General features: G+C 52.9%; 15 protein-coding genes and 2 pseudogenes. 6 read left to right on the forward strand and 11 right to left on the reverse strand.

Going from position 1 to position 14,980, the window contains the following annotated elements; all coding sequences use genetic code 11:
• Window positions 1–199 precede the first annotated feature (199 nt).
• From PU683_RS05455 to PU683_RS05475, 5 genes are all read right to left on the reverse strand, one after another.
• On the reverse strand, window positions 200–538 hold the full coding sequence (locus tag PU683_RS05455) for an antirestriction protein (protein WP_277170556.1): 339 nt from the start codon (window positions 536–538) through the stop codon (window positions 200–202).
• Between the two features lie 483 nt (window positions 539–1,021).
• Window positions 1,022–1,258: a hypothetical protein gene (locus tag PU683_RS05460; RefSeq protein WP_277170557.1), complete on the reverse strand. Its 237-nt coding sequence runs from the start codon at window positions 1,256–1,258 to the stop codon at window positions 1,022–1,024.
• Window positions 1,259–1,635: 377 nt separating this feature from the next.
• Window positions 1,636–2,109, reverse strand: a complete 474-nt coding sequence (locus tag PU683_RS05465) for a DUF1380 family protein (RefSeq protein WP_277170558.1) — start codon at window positions 2,107–2,109, stop codon at window positions 1,636–1,638.
• A gap of 68 nt (window positions 2,110–2,177) precedes the next feature.
• On the reverse strand, window positions 2,178–2,831 hold the full coding sequence (locus PU683_RS05470; protein WP_277170559.1) for a DNA methyltransferase: 654 nt from the start codon (window positions 2,829–2,831) through the stop codon (window positions 2,178–2,180).
• A 655-nt stretch (window positions 2,832–3,486) separates the two neighbouring features.
• Window positions 3,487–3,954 (reverse strand): hypothetical protein, encoded by a 468-nt coding sequence (locus tag PU683_RS05475; RefSeq protein ID WP_277170560.1) that lies wholly within the window; start codon window positions 3,952–3,954, stop codon window positions 3,487–3,489.
• A gap of 487 nt (window positions 3,955–4,441) precedes the next feature.
• Here PU683_RS05475 and PU683_RS05480 point away from each other — a divergent pair, with 487 nt between their 5' ends.
• From PU683_RS05480 to PU683_RS05495, 4 genes and pseudogenes are all read left to right on the forward strand, one after another.
• The gene (locus tag PU683_RS05480; protein WP_277170561.1) at window positions 4,442–4,936 is read left to right on the forward strand and encodes a hypothetical protein; all 495 of its coding nucleotides are present in this window, start codon (window positions 4,442–4,444) and stop codon (window positions 4,934–4,936) included.
• 169 nt (window positions 4,937–5,105) lie between these two features.
• Window positions 5,106–5,795 (forward strand): hypothetical protein, encoded by a 690-nt coding sequence (locus PU683_RS05485; protein ID WP_277170562.1) that lies wholly within the window; start codon window positions 5,106–5,108, stop codon window positions 5,793–5,795.
• A 27-nt stretch (window positions 5,796–5,822) separates the two neighbouring features.
• Window positions 5,823–7,196 carry a DUF6602 domain-containing protein gene (locus PU683_RS05490; RefSeq protein ID WP_277170563.1) on the forward strand — a complete coding sequence of 458 codons (1,374 nt, stop codon included), beginning with the start codon at window positions 5,823–5,825 and terminating at the stop codon, window positions 7,194–7,196.
• Window positions 7,197–7,325: 129 nt separating this feature from the next.
• Window positions 7,326–7,518 (forward strand): annotated as a pseudogene (locus PU683_RS05495) (transposase); the annotation flags it as partial.
• A 119-nt stretch (window positions 7,519–7,637) separates the two neighbouring features.
• Here PU683_RS05495 and PU683_RS05500 read toward each other — a convergent pair.
• From PU683_RS05500 to PU683_RS05520, 5 genes are all read right to left on the reverse strand, one after another.
• Window positions 7,638–7,985, reverse strand: a complete 348-nt coding sequence (locus PU683_RS05500; RefSeq protein WP_277170564.1) for a DUF6404 family protein — start codon at window positions 7,983–7,985, stop codon at window positions 7,638–7,640.
• 170 nt (window positions 7,986–8,155) lie between these two features.
• A complete protein-coding gene (locus PU683_RS05505) occupies window positions 8,156–8,998 on the reverse strand; it encodes a DNA methyltransferase family protein (RefSeq protein ID WP_277170565.1) in 843 nt (280 codons plus the stop codon).
• A gap of 370 nt (window positions 8,999–9,368) precedes the next feature.
• Window positions 9,369–9,629, reverse strand: a complete 261-nt coding sequence (locus PU683_RS05510; RefSeq protein WP_277170566.1) for a hypothetical protein — start codon at window positions 9,627–9,629, stop codon at window positions 9,369–9,371.
• Window positions 9,629–10,027, reverse strand: coding sequence for a plasmid partitioning/stability family protein (locus tag PU683_RS05515; RefSeq protein ID WP_277170567.1), 399 nt, complete (start codon window positions 10,025–10,027; stop codon window positions 9,629–9,631). The genes PU683_RS05510 and PU683_RS05515 overlap by 1 nt, the downstream gene beginning before the upstream one ends.
• A 2-nt stretch (window positions 10,028–10,029) precedes the next feature.
• Window positions 10,030–10,986: a plasmid segregation protein ParM gene (locus tag PU683_RS05520; RefSeq protein ID WP_277170568.1), complete on the reverse strand. Its 957-nt coding sequence runs from the start codon at window positions 10,984–10,986 to the stop codon at window positions 10,030–10,032.
• Between the two features lie 322 nt (window positions 10,987–11,308).
• Here PU683_RS05520 and umuD point away from each other — a divergent pair, with 322 nt between their 5' ends.
• A complete protein-coding gene (gene umuD, locus PU683_RS05525) occupies window positions 11,309–11,752 on the forward strand; it encodes a translesion error-prone DNA polymerase V autoproteolytic subunit (RefSeq protein WP_277170569.1) in 444 nt (147 codons plus the stop codon).
• Window positions 11,740–13,014 (forward strand): annotated as a pseudogene (gene umuC, locus PU683_RS05530) (translesion error-prone DNA polymerase V subunit UmuC). The gene umuD and the pseudogene umuC overlap by 13 nt, the downstream one beginning before the upstream one ends.
• Window positions 13,015–13,999: 985 nt before the next feature.
• On the opposite strand, the gene PU683_RS05535 reads toward umuC, so the two are convergent.
• A complete protein-coding gene (locus tag PU683_RS05535) occupies window positions 14,000–14,977 on the reverse strand; it encodes a ParB family protein (RefSeq protein ID WP_277170570.1) in 978 nt (325 codons plus the stop codon).
• Between the last annotated feature and the right edge of the window lie 3 nt (window positions 14,978–14,980).

The raw sequence follows: 14,980 nt of genomic DNA on the forward strand, positions 1-14,980 counted from the left end.
GCAGGATGAAAATCTTTTTGCTGAATATGGCCAGACTTTTTTTGCCGGAGGAGATGCTCGTGACAGGGAGGCGCTGCGCCGCAGGCGTGGGGCATCCCTTCCCGGCAGCCCGCAGGGCTGCAGAGGGTTTTGCGCGCGGCCAGACCGTCGCCGGTCACCGCAAAGGGCACGGTAAGGGGGCGCTCACGCCCCCGGTTTTTCAGTCCAGCGCGCGGAAAATATAGTCTGCCTCAAAGTGGGTTTCTGCCCAGGCCATCAGCTGGCCATAACGCTGGCAGAAGAGGTGACACAACTCTTCCTGATCGTGGTGGTGATGAACAAACGTCCGGTGACTGAGCACGAGAGCGGTGATGATGATCCCCGCCGCCTCCGCGCTGAGTTCGCACTCAAAGCCGTTATGCGGGTTGCTGAAAAACGCGGAATCCATCTCCGGTACCATAAAGCCGCCGCCGCCCGGCAGGCGGTAAAATTCCCAGCTCCCGCCCTGATAGTTATCGATGTATTTCGTGGCGTAGCCGTAGACTGAGGACTCGCTCATCACGAAATCCCGTCCGAAAAGTGACGGTAAAAAGGTCAGTCGTTGTGCGCCCTTAAGCAGAACTGCCTCTGTATGCATTGCCTTTGTATTCATCACATCCTCCGTCGTTAAAGTGGTGTACAGATCCGGCTTTTGCCGTGCCGACACGTCAGCCCGACTTCGAGCGAAGGATGCAAGGGAAGCACCGCAGGCCGCAGCGCAGATAAAAAGCGAGGGGTGGCTGGACGGTTATCCCGCGAAAAATGAGCGGGATAACGACGGGAAGACGCCACTCAGTCATTCGAAACACTGCGACCGGGCGAGGATGAAGCCCTTGCATCCTGAGCGTTCGGGCTAAAGTAGAGGCACGGCAAATGCCGCTGCGGCACGGACTGAAGCCCCGGCCCGGTGTGCCGGGCCTGTGAATGCGGAGTGCAACGACCGCCTTATTGCAGAACAGGCGACCGCGCCGGCGGTCACCTGATATTACTGTCCGGTCATCCGTTACGGGCGTGCACCGGTGACATACACAAACCCGCTTTCAGGGACCGTCACCGCGTCCGGCCACCCTTCCAGCATCCAGAGGCAGACCGTTTCCCCCGGACTCTCCATCATCAGGCAGACAGCCCCCTGCGGCGGGAGATAACTGCCGAGATGGCGGTGCGTACCGGGGCAGCGGAGGATATGGCAGAGCAGATCCATCATCTGGCTGAGGGTCAGATCGTTGATAATTTCTTTCACGTTTACGTCTCCTGTGGTGCCGGCGCCCTTTGCGCCGTGCCGGCACGACACCCCGGTGATCAGTCCGGCATGCAGGGGCGACACCGCAGGCCGCATGCGCCGGGATGAGCGGGCTGAATGCCCCGCGAATGCCGGGGAACGGGCGAGGATGACGGCGACAGCGAACCCTTGCAGGCCAGGACCACCGGGGTACAGTGAAGGCACGGCGGGGAGATCCGGACGCGCCACGGCGCGGCCTGGTATGGAGGCGCGCGGCGACGGCCTTTTCCACTGCCGGGCTGCACAGACCGAGCATTAACCTGTGGATAACGGCCCGCCGCCCGCGCCGGCAGTGAAAAAAAAGGAGGTGGTCATAAATCAGCCACCTCCCCTCACTGCTATGCCAGATGCTTACGCATTTCGGCGGCCCGCCGGTAAACCTCAAGGAGCTGCATGTCCATGTGTTCCGTCAGCATCCCCGCCATTTTCTGCGCCGGGGACGCATCCCGGTACAGATTGTCTTTTGTCAGGTTCCACAGCCGCAGATGAAGCTCATAAAGCGCCTCCTCGATACCGGCAACCTGCATTATGAAGTCACCTGGCGGCGTGGCCGCAGCGCCCTGCCCCGCCGGTGCGGAGCGCAGGCCGGCCAGCAGTTCCAGCACCGTGGCAAAAGAAATCCCCTCTTCCGCATGATCGCCGCCGCCGGTGCTGCCGATCTGCTCAAGAATGCTCTCCGCTTCCTGCTCCGTCATGTCCTCTGCCGCGCCGGCGATGGTTTCACGGGTCCAGACCAGCAGGGCAAATTTTTCATTGTCACCAAAGGCGCGTTTCAGTTTTTTATTCAGCTCTTTACGGGTGCCGTACATCATGATTTTTCTCTTCCTGATTCGGTTCTGCGGGCGACAGTGCCGCCCGTCGTGTATATGGGGGGCGGATATCAGGCGGCAACGGGGCGCTGCCGGGCGCGTTGCTCCCCGATCCGTCGCAGCGCGGCGGCGTGGTACCGGGGCAGCAGCTCAATGCCAATCCATCGCCGGCCACACTGATCAGCGGCCACGCAGGTTGAGCCGCTGCCCGCGAACGGATCGAGCACCAGGTCGCCAGGACGGGTGAAGCTCTCGATGAGCGGGCGCAGGATGCTGACAGGCTTTTCTGTCGGGTGATGGCGGTTGCCGGTGTATTCCCAGGGCATCACGTCCGGCAGCGGGTTCTGCGGCAGTGCCGGGCGGCCCTTCGCCAGCACGTAGGCGCTTTCGTGCTGATAGCCCACAAACGCCGACTTCGAGGCATAGGATTTGGTGAAGACCAGATGACCGACCACCCGGAAGCCTGCGGCTTTCCATGCCTGCATGAAGGTGTCCACGCGGTTCCAGCCGTAGAAGCTCACGGCCAGGCTGTTGTTCTTCAGGACGCGGAACATCTCCTGACTCGCCGGGCGTACCCACTCGTCGGTCACGTCACCGGCGATCGAGCGCCCGGACCGGTCCTTAAACCCGACGAGGTACGGCGGATCGGTGAGAATGAAATCGATGCTGGAATCCGGAAAGGTGGCCATCAGCTGCACGCTGTCGCCCTGCATGAATCGGGACATGTTCTGCTCCTCAGTCTGTAGGGGCACCCCTGTGGTGCCGTGACCTCCACACAGACGGGCGTCCGGGCGAGAAGGCAGGGGCGTCAGCGCAGGCCGCACGCGCCGCCGGAGCGGACTGAATGTCCCGCGCACGGCGGGGAACGGGTGAGCATGACGGCGAAGCTTCCCTTGCCGGCGAGCCAGCCCGGCTACCGTGAGGGCACGGCACTTTCTGCCCGCCACGGGCCGGACGTCAGGACGGACGGTGGCAGAGTGGTGGAGCGCAGCGACGTCCTTTCAGGACGTTCTGCAGCAGGGGAATGTCTTCAGGGGGCAGGGCATCCGGTGGGGAGGGACAGGGGATGTATCAGCGTGATGCAGGAGAAACAAAAACTGGCAGGTTCGACATCGGACCTGCCAGTAAGGGTTTCTGTTGCGATAAGGCATATCAGGTATGCCTTTTATTATTAATTTAAGTTTAGGGTAATCAGCGAGAATTTCTTCCGGGATACAGTGTATTTACATTTAAGTCATGCTAAACGAAGGCAGCAAGTTCCTGTCCTGCAGGTTACGGATATCACGCCCGGAGGCGTGATACCTGCGGGCTCCCTGCCGCCCGCGCCGGCGGCCTCCGCATTCACCGGGAACCCCGCCCGGCGAACACGGAGGGAACGTGTTAAGGGCGTTTCACCGCGTTTATTGCGTAGCGCAGGTGCTCCCAGTTAAATCCGATGTCAGCATCATGACTGTCTTCTGCCACTTCCATCGCCAGCCCCACCTGCTCCTCCGTCAGCTGTGCATCGAGCGTGAGAAAATCCTCCTGCAGCCAGAACGTGCCGCAGCACAGGGCGTCTGCCGGATACTGTGACAGCCGTGCAATGAATGCCGCCACGGTGCAGGCACCGGGGCGCGGCTGCTGCCCTGCAAACACGACGGCGGCGACATCATTCCAGCACCAGTCCGCCTGTGCCGGACACTCAGCCTCAATATCCTCCAGGCGCATGCCGGTCATATTCAGCAGGCCTGTCACCACGTCATCGAGTCCCTGTGCATGCTCGTCGGCTTCAGTACTGGTCAGGTACCAGCCATCAAGATAGATGGCCATTTCACCGGAACTGAGCGTGACGCGTGTTAATTTCTGCATGTTGTATCTCCTCTGATGCGGCACCCGTTGCGCCGTGCCGACACAACAGCCCGGCGAAAAGCGGAGGACGAAGGGCATCACCGGAAGCCGCATGCGCCGGCGTTAGCGGGCTGAATGCACCGTGAACGCCGGGGACCGGGTGAGGATGAGGACGAAGTGTACCCTTCAGGACGCAGCGGCCGGGCCAGCGTGAAGGCACGGTGTGGTTGCTTTGTCAGGGGGAGCCAGGTATTGAAAGTCCGCTTTGTGCCATAAGCGGACATCGGTGGGAAGTTTAACCAGTAGTTAGGGTGCAATGGGAAACATAAATACAGAATATCAGTAGCAAACTCGGGAGCATTCATCTTTCTATTAAGTTGAAATGTTGAAATGTGGCATAGATTTTAACCATGGCTGTTGTCAAGACCCGCAAATTGACCCATAGTGTTTAAAGCTCAGCGGTAGGGTTGTCCAAACCCTAACAGTGCATCAGCCTTTTGGAGAAAATATGAGGTTTTTTCAGGAAGGAGCATTTAATTGGCGTAGTCTGCAGGATCTACCTAATGCCTCATTCGTATGTGACTACTGCAATATTAATATTTCATCTGTAAAAGGATACAAACTAGGACAGCATGGTGACGGAAGTGGTTCACAGGTTGGCGCTGTATATGTTTGCCCAAATTGTGGTGGTCCGGTTTTTTTCACTCCAGATAGCCAACAGCTTCCATCCCCTGCTCTTGGAAATTCAGTACAACATGTACACGCTCATCTAACTGAGCTTTATGAAGAAGTGCGGCCCAGTACTGGCGAGGGTTGTTATACCGGTACGGTTTTACTTTGTAGAAAAATGCTAATGAATATCGCAGTCGATCAGAGGGCGAAAGAAGGACTAAAATTTATCGAGTACGTTACTTACCTTTCCGATAATGGATACACGCCACCAAATGGAAAACATTGGGTTGACCATATACGAAAAAAGGCAATGAAGCCACGCATGAAATAACGGTAATGAGCGAAAACGATGCCAAAGAGCTAATCGTGTTTATTGAAATGCTTCTCCTGTTTATTTTTGAATTTCCAAGTATGGTGCCTAACAAAAGTAGCTTTTAGACTAATTAGGGGATCAACTAGGATACCCTTTGCTTCACACCCATTAGGTATGAGTTATACATATGGACCCTAAGAAGCTATTTATTGATGACCGTATGAAGGGCATTTGCGCCTATTGCGGTGGTACGCCAAATTCACGTGACCACGTACCGTCAAAGGTCTTGTTGGATGAGCCATATCCGAAGAACTTACCTGTTGTGGAATCATGTACCTCCTGCAATCAGGGGTTCTCGGCAGCCGAAGAGTACATTGCTTGTCTGATCGAGTGCGTGATGCACGGTACTACGATTCCTAACGAAAAGTTTCGGCCGAAGATATTTGCCACCCTTAATGCTAGACCATCGATTGCAAGTAGAATTGAGAATGGAAAGCAAGCTGATCGTCACGGAAATCTATTTTGGCAGCCAGAAGAAGGAAGTGTTAAAGAGGTTGTTCTAAAACTTGCCCGTGGACATATTGCTTATGAACTTGGCATTCAACGCATTGATGAACCAGAATTTATAGATATTTCCCCGTTGCCTAACATGACTAAAGAACAATTAGAAATATTTTTCTCGTTAAGCTCAAGTCATCTGTATCCAGAGATTGGTAGCCGGGCGTTTGTAAGTGTGCTCTCGGGTAAGGTCAGCGCTTTTGAGAATTGGTTAGTCGTGCAGAACGGACGATATCAATATGCCATAGGTCAGTCCGATGGCGATTGGGTAAAGATAATAATAAATGGCTACTTAGCTTGCCATGTAATATGGGACTAATAGTGTATAACAATAGGATAAATGAATATGATTGTTGAAGCGACAGAACTCTTAAGTGCTTTTGTAAAAGAAGAACAAGATAAACTTGAAAGCATCAACATGCCACATATGCCAACGTTGGGGAAAGCCTACGAGGAGATTACAAAACACGGTATTAACCAATCATTTTCAATCCCTAAGGGGTTGAATCTCTCTGTTGTTAGCGGATTCATCCGCGTCGGGGAAGAGCAACTACCCAATCAGATAGATTGCATGTTGGTGAAAGGCAAGGGGGATAAATATGGATTAACGGATGAATATATATATGATATAGAAAATGTATTAGCAATATTTGAAGTAAAGAAAACTCTCAACAAAGATGATTTTATCGATGCATATGAACATTTAGCTATCCTAAGAAAGAAATATAGCGAATTTTTTTCGGGAAAAATGGATGCTATGGAGTTGAGGCCAAATATAAATGTGGCTTCGGAAATTTTTTCAAAAATAACAGGTGTAAGTGGCCCAAGTAACTACGATGACATTTTTTATTTGGATAAGGAAAGTCAAGTGTTATTTTACTCGTTAGTAATTGAACAGTTGGCGCCAGTGACAATTATTCACGGGTATGGGGGATATAAATCAGAGAAAGGCCTGAGAGATGTCTTTCTGGATTATTTAGATGAAGATAATTATTTAAAAAACCTTACGAAGAAAAAGAAAAAAGAGGAAGAAAAAAAAGCAGATTCAATTAACATGATTAGAGGCATAAATAGTATTCCGACTCTAATAACTGCAAACGAGTTTTCGTTAGTGAAAACAAATGGTCTTCCTTATTCCTTTTCAAAAGAAAGGAATAAAAATGACTGGGCAGTTATAGCTTCGGGAAGAGATAACCCACTTAGGATTATGCTTGAATTAATTTGGAGTAAAATATCTATTCAGTTCGATATAAGTATGCCATGGGGCAATGATGATCATGTCGAAGGATTAGCTCCATTACTTTATGCTAAGGTTGTTAAAAAAGATGAGTTATTAGGTTGGTACTATAGGTCATTCGAGATTTCCACGAAAAAATTAAAATCGTTTCTACCTTCAAAATATGAGCCGCTAAGAATTTCTAATGGAGCAATACATTTAGTTCGTAAATTGCCATTAATGCCTGATGGATATATAGTAAATGATGAAAATCGAAATGTGTTTGATACAAAAGGATTTGATCTTGATGGGGTGGTTGCGGAGCTAATATCTACATCATATTTTGCACTTAACGGTAGTAATTTGCTCACAATTCATCATACAACATATGTATGCGATTTTAATGAGTATGGTTTCATAGATAGTCAATTTCAGCGGCTAAAGTCATGGTGTGATAATAATGAAGATAATGCAGGAATTATTCATTGCATCATTTTAAGTTGACTTGGTGAAGAGTCCACTTTCGTCAGGTTACGATGTTAATTAGCGTATTCATCAGTAATACAGAGTAATTTCCTTAGGGAAAATTTATGCCAAAAACTTTACAGAGGTTACTCTACTTCTGGCTTTACCATTTCATCTTGTCCCACCTACAACAAAGCCCTTATCAACAGGGGCTCCATGACTTTCAGGCTGGATGATGAGGTTATTCAGGCCAGCAACACCTTCATCACGTGGGCACCCTCAGCGCTATTCTGGCCTCGCCATCACGACTGTCCCGGTGATTAAAAGTGTATTCCGGCTAACCCTGTGGGCCATACAGGGTGACGTGCTCCCCTTTGATAAAACACGCCAACGCTAATGATCCCCGTTCCGACTCGATTGCGAACCTCCGCTTTTCGCTCCAAGCGGACATTGAGCGATGCTAAGCCCTTTGCAAATTACTTACAAATCCTGCCAGTCAGGCAGTTTATTAGCCTTTTTACGCCATCCGTGAAACGCTGCCATCATCACGCCAAACAGAATGCCACCCAGGAGGCTCCGTAATATTGCCCACAAAGGCTGCATTCCCATATCTTTCCAACTGAAAAACCACATCATCAGGCCCCATACAAGACCATACATCAGTCCCATCATTAACGTGATTCGCCAGAAAGAAACGAAAGGTAATGGCGGAATTTTTACGCCTAACCGCCATAATCCACGCAACAAAGGCGGAGCATAGTTGCTGCGCCACATTTTTTTACTTTCCATAATGGCAAGCGCACGTTCCTTTTTTCGCTCAAAACTCATCTTTTTCTCCCCGAATGACACACATTTTTTTAGCTGAACCTCAATTATGATTGCTTCAGCTGATCTTTTGAATCATCAAGATTCCACTCTTCAGATTTACTGCGGGTAATATCGCTGTCCGCTCTTCGCTCGTAACTGACAAATCAGCGGGCAGTGCCCGCTGTAAGCATTCAGGAAAGAAAAGCGCGCATGGCCTGTACACGTTCATGCAGCTTTATCCGGGCCTCCCAGTTATTGATGTACCACACCGGTGTGTAACGCGTGCGGGTCACCGTCAGTGCCAGTGAGTTGCCGGTATTCACTATGGCCGGTATCCCCAGCAGGCTGAGCTGGATAAATGTCATGTCGGCCGCAAGCGGATCGATATCAGTCGCGGTGACGAGCAGCTGCTCTGCAGGATTCAGGCCTCTCTGCAGCATCACCTCCGCAAAGGCAATCACCATCCCCCCTGCCCCACTGGTGGGTTCGCTCAGGGTTATCCAGGGGCAAGCCTTCAGCTGCTGCTGTTGCTCATCCCCTGCGGTCAGGCTTGCTATCAGGCGGGCCAGCGGATACGGCGTAAAGAACTGCCCCATTTCGCCGCTCCCCAGCCCGAGCTCCATGAACACGCCGCCCAGAAAGTCATGAAACTCCCCCTCAAGAGCCTCAACAAGAAGGCAGAACAGCAGCTTCAGGTTGCCGATATCCTCCGGCCGGTACTGATCGCAAATCCGGCGACTGTTTTCAGTGTTTTCCGGCGTGCTTATCCGGGCCATGTCGAGTTCGCTGGCAGCCAGCGTGATAAAATCCCTGAACACGTTCCACCGGTTGTGGTAAGGCGCGGTATGCCGGAAAACGCGGATAAACGCCTTTCTGACCCCTTCCGCTGACAGTGCCGGTTGCTTTCTGCGGTCCGCTACCGGCCCGCCGGTTACAGCGATGCCGGGCACATCAAAGATGGACAGCTGTGCGGCTTTTAAACCGGATGTGTTTTCAGATTCTTTTGCTGCGGTGTTGACGTTCTGCTGTGACATGTTGGTGCTCCCCTGTGGTTATCTGTGATGTCTTTCCGAGTTCCTTCGCCGCATCATCAGGACCCCATACAGCCTGAGGAGCACGCAGGGGGAACACCTAAGCCGCAGCCCGGAGCCTGCGCAGGGACCGGGTGCCGGTGTTCAGCAAAGCGGCCCTTGCGGGGGACGGCTGTATGGCAGCGTCCTGTGCGGGGAAGAAGAACCGGGAGACATCATGCCGGAGAGGAGGAAGATGGCGCAGCCCCGTCACGCTGAGCGTGACGGTCATCAGCGTGCCGGTGCAGCCGGCACAGTGAAGCGACCGGGCCGCAGGCCCGTGTAAGCGCATAAAAAAACCCGCCGGAGCGGGTTCAGGGGAACAGGGGGTTTATCACCGACGGGGCGGCTTTTCTTCGTCAAACGCCAGCAGGACGCCCACGATGACCATCAGGCCATAGATAATCTGCAGCCCCACCTTTGCGGCAACCGGCACATTATCCAGGGCAACCAGCGGAATGATGAAGAGGATACTGGCCAGCAGAAAACCCCGGCCGGTTTTACGCATCCGGGCGTGCAGCTGCGGTTCCGGAACACCGGCCTGCCGCAGGGCCGTGAGCGCAATCCCTTCAGCCTTCTGTTTTATCCTGCCCATCAGTCCGTTCCTTTTTTCGTGATGCCAAACATACCCCTGGCATTTTCACGGGTTTCATCTTCCGGAGCCGCCGGGGCAGGCTGTTCCCGGCGTGACGCCCCGGTCCGCACGTCAGGGCGGTGGTTTTCAAGACGTTTCATCTCAGCGGGAAATACCGCCTGCATGAGCGTAACCATCTCGTCAAAGGTGGTGTGTTCAGTGAGGAACTCAGCCAGCATGTTCGGCAGCCGCGGATCCTGTTTGCGCAGTGCAAAGCCGGCCAGCAGTGCTGCACGCCAGACTTTCCCGCGCTCACCCTGTGGCAGCCTGTCTGTTTCTTCACACACGTAGCGCTCGGCTGCGTTGCTCTCAGGATTGAGGTAGAACAGGATCTTGCGTCGTGGGTCGGCTTTTTCCATTTTTAACCAATCTCATGCATACCATTTACCAGGTCAAACTGCGTATTGTCGCTGATATAAAAGCGCTCCCCGCGTACACCACACTGTTTTCTGACCGCGTCAGCGATGAGCTCTGCACCGCCACCGATAACCATAACATGAGAATAGCCACTGAAGCTGCTGACAGCATCGGTCACGCGATTAATCAGGCGATTCTGCGAGTCCTGAAGCGCGGCAGTGACCAGCTCAAGACGTGACGTATCATTCACGCGCCGGCGGAGGAAGTCGCTGTCATTACGGTGGATGATGATCTCATCCGCGAGATAACTGCTGCTGCGGGTGCCGGCAACTGCCAGCGCGGCCTGCACCTCACGGGTCATCAGGGACACGCCCAGCTGGGGATTGCCGTAAATACGTGAAATACCGCGCATGCGGGCCATAACGTGTGAGATATCAAGCGTGGTGCCACCCAGATCGATAATCAGCAGGGAATCCAGCTCATCCATATCCCGTACAATCCGGTAGCCGGCCGGGATGGACTCCGGCATCACCTGCACACTCCGGACAGTGAAGGTGCGGCCCCCGTTCAGCGTCAGCGGGCGCATCAGGCTCGCTTCCTTGCGACGGATATTTTCGGCTGAGGGCTGGTTGTCACGGTCATAAAACTCAGCCAGCGGAAGGGTCACCACGATATCCACGTCACAGGGCTCCACGCCGGTCTGCAGCAGCGCATGGTGTACCGCCACAACATTCACGTCGCTGTACTGCCAGCCCACGCTTGTGGTGATGATGGCATCCGGGCTGATCGGATCGAAGCTGTAGTGCTCCCCGTTCAGGGCGTAGTTATACACGGTGTTACTGCCGAAGGCGACCGACCATTCGCGCTTGAAGCTGTTCGGACTGATCGCCGTGCGCACCTCGCCTTCGTCTTCCCACAGAACCTTGATGTTGGTCGAGCCGTCGTCCACATAGAATTTCATGCCATTTCTCCGGATAACTATAAGTGTTTAATGAGAGACAAATAAGAGAATAATAAGGATTGTATTGCAATATCCGGGCACATTAAAAGAATTACAAGAGACAAATTAGAGATAAATAGAGACCACTTAAGAGAAGAACATGCAGATGTACCGTGTTCATGTCTGTGCGGCGTCATGACCACACGCTGACGCGGCTGCCGGCCTTTTTTTTGTATACCGGCCAGGCAGTTGCCTTTTTCGCTGCCCTTTCTCCTTGCTTCTTCCGGAAACCTGTAAATATACTGTTTATACATACAGTAAACTAACAACAAGGAGTGGCGTTATGAACCTCATGATGCTGACCCCGACCGAAAGCGCGCAGGTTCTGGCTCTGCCGCTGTTTCTGGAGATGGTGCCGTGTGGTTTTCCGTCTCCCGCCCAGGACTATGTGGAAAAGGAGCTGGATCTCAATGAGTACTGCATACGGCACCGCAGCGCGACCTACTACCTGCGCGCGCACGGCAACAGCATGCGGGACGGTTTCCTCTTTAACGGGGACCTGCTGGTTGTCGACAGCGCCATGAAGCCGGAGCACGGCGATATCGTGGTGGCCGGTATGGGGGCCGAATTTACCGTAAAGCGGCTGCAGACACGGCCAAAACTGTGTCTGCAGCCCATGAACCCCGCGTTCCCGCCCATTTATCCCGATCCGGATGAGCTGCAGATTTTCGGCGTGGTCACCCACATCATCCACCGCACCCGCGAGGTGATGAAGTGTTTGGACTAGCTGACGTCAACTCATTTTATGCCTCCTGCGAGAAGGTCTTTCGCCCCGACCTGAAGGGCTGCCCGGTGGTGGTGCTGTCGAACAATGACGGATGCTGCATCGCCCGCAGTGCTGAAGCAAAACGCCTGGGCATAAAAATGGGCGATCCGTGGTTCAAAATCCGCGAACAGACTTTTGCTGAGAAGATTCACGTTTTTTCAAGTAACTACGAGCTTTACGCGAGTATGAGTAACCGGGTCATGTCCTGCCTCGAGGAGATGGCGCCACGCGTTGAGCAGTACTCCATCGACGAGATGTTTCTCGACCTGCGGGGGCTGGAAACGGCCGTCGGCTATGAAACGTTCGGGGCGCAGCTGCGCGAGCATGTTCAGGCCTGCACCCGGCTCACCATCGGCGTCGGGATGGGGCCGACCAAAACGCTGGCCAAATCCGCGCAGGGGGCCTCCAAGGAATGGCCCGCCTTCCGGGGCGTTCTGGCGCTGACACCGGGCAACCCCGCCCGGACGGAAAAACTGCTCGCCCTGCAGCCTGTCCAGGAGCTCTGGGGCGTCGGCAGCCGTATTGCCCGCACCCTGAACACAATGGGGATCACCACGGCCCTGCAGCTGGCCCGCACAAACCCGGCCTTCATCCGGAAGAATTTCAGTGTGGTGCTCGAGCGCACCGTGCGTGAGCTCAACGGCGAAAGCTGTATCCCGCTTGAAGAAGCGCCGCCGGCGAAGCAGCAGATTGTCTGCTCCCGCTCTTTCGGGGAAAGAATTGTCACCCTGGAAGACATGCGCCAGGCCGTCTGCCAGTATGCTGAGCGCGCAGCCGAGAAACTGCGCGGCGAGCGCCAGTACTGCCGGCACATCTCAGTGTTCATCAAGACCTCACCCTATGCTGCTTCAGAGCCTTACTACGGCAACGTGGCGGTTGAAAAGCTGGTGACGTCCACCCAGGACACCCGCGATATCATTGCGGCCGCCATGCGCGGGCTGGAGCGTATCTGGCGCGATGGCCACCGGTATGCCAAAGCCGGTGTCATGCTGAATGACTTTACCGCCACCGGCGTGGCCCAGCTGTCCCTGTTCGATGAGCAGCCGCCCCGCCCGCACAGCCAGGAGCTGATGAACGTCCTGGACGGCATAAATCAGTCCGGCCTCGGTCAGGTCTGGTTTGCCGGCCGTGGCATCGCCCCGCAGTAGAAAATGAAACGGGAAATGCTCAGTCCTGCCTACACCACACGCTGGAAAGAGATCCCCCTGGCCCGGATTGGATAAGCCAGGTGGTTCCGGCACCCTGCTCACACAAGCACGGCAGGACGCCGTGCGAAGCTCCGATCGGATTAACCGCACAGGCCACAACCGGTAACCCGGTGCAGCCGGACAGGCCTTTCAGTCCGGGTGTGACGGGTTGGGCAAGCCCGGAGGATTCCGGGCGCGACAGTCGCTTTTAAGCAGGCTAAGAACTTTAGGTATTTCCCACTCAATGTTGAGTCCTATTGTCATCAGATATATCGCTCTTTTACTTCTTTGACTGTTTCCCATACAGCTTTCTCACCTGATTTACTCTGAACCAAAAGCCTGTCCCGTTCAGAAAAATAGTTCAACATTTTCCATATTTAACTCAACAGAAGTTGTGGCAATGAAAAAAAACGATTCACCGAAGAGCAAATTCTCTTCACCCATAGCAGGCTGAACTGGGGAACCGGGTGGTGTCGTATGTCTTCCGTAAGCAGGGGTTTTGCAAGCCAAATTCTCTTAGTGGCGCAAGAAATAAGAAGATACTTTTCCCGCAGAACTGAATCACATACGTCAGATGTAAGACGAAAGTCTGCGGCTGGAAAACTGGCGGCCGAACTGAACCTCTATAAGGCTATGTTTCATGTCGTACAGTAAAAAGAGTACATGCTGGCACGACTGCGTGAATAATGAGTCCTCGTACTGCAGGCATATTATGAGTCCAGAGAGCGACAGCTATGGTCTACGTTGCATGTCAGCCGCAGCTAGTTCTATTACCATTCTACGGACGCCGGTGGTGAGAAGCTTCGCTTGGGTATCCGCTAATAATGAAAACTAAAACTGAAAACCAAGAACAATTAGGCAGGCTTTGTTTCGGGTTTGAAGGGTTTGGCAAGCCCGGAAAATCCGGGCTCGGTTTGGGAAAGACATAATGAAATCGTGGCGATTTCAGAGTGAAATTATGAAGAAAAAACATTTTAAATCAGACAATTAACTACGTAATTTCACTGGCGAAGAATCACCTTTACGCATCATTAGAAAGATGTTTTTGAAGAGCTTTCGCTACAGCTTCATCGATCTCGTCCTGCAGTTCTTTCGATAATCGATTGAATTCGTAAACAAACATGCGCCCTTTATTACGCTTTCTGGCAAATCGGTCTTTGTCCGGGAAAGACCACAGGTTCGTTACAACTGCTTTGTCTTTGCCTTTAAGAGAAGCCATAGCTGCGGTTTCACGGGTCAGGATCTTGATAATCCTGTTTTTAACTTCGTCTTCAGCAAGCGAGGCATCAGCTAGGATGATATTAATTTCCGGTGCAGTTGTTTCGAGCAAGGCCTCAATAGAAAGGTCTTTAGCCTTGAGCATTTCTTCCAGCGCACCTAACGCCTTGTAATCTGTAAATCCTAGTTCCGACTGAACCGGGAATATCGAAACTAACTGGGCTGATACAGATGCAGCCTGAATAGCGCGCGTAACTTTTGCTTCCGACAATCCTTCCAACCTGGCAATATCTTTCTGGCTCATGCCCGTGTTTTTGAGCGTTAAAAGACGTAACCCGATTTCACGGATGTTGTGCTCTTTGGCAGTCTGGATATCTCTAGCCAGTTTCCGCGCTTCATCGGTAGATATAGGCGACTTCGTCACCATGATATTTAACGCGGTATGGCAAAGTATAGCGGATGCTCGCCGTCTGGAACCATCGATTATCTCAATGCCTTCTTCACGCTTAATACCAATACAAGGGAAGAACTGCTGCAATCGAAGAGTGGAGGTAATGTCCTTCAGGGATTCAGGTGTCAGACTAGATTGATCGCGGCCATTCGTCTCCTGCAATACGTATGTCTTGCCTTCTACTTCATTTGCAGGAATGGTTTGCAAAGTGAACACGGCTTTCCGTCCAGTAGAAAGGGTAAAAATTTGCTCAAGCGCACTGTCTGATAAGTTATTAGTCATCGCAGACGGGTTAAAGGTCCGACCAATGGTTGCTCTTTTTGTACTCATAAG

It is taken from the genome of Candidatus Kosakonia sp. 282A-S69, from assembly GCF_029433855.1.
Lineage (GTDB): Bacteria > Pseudomonadota > Gammaproteobacteria > Enterobacterales > Enterobacteriaceae > Kosakonia > Kosakonia cowanii_A.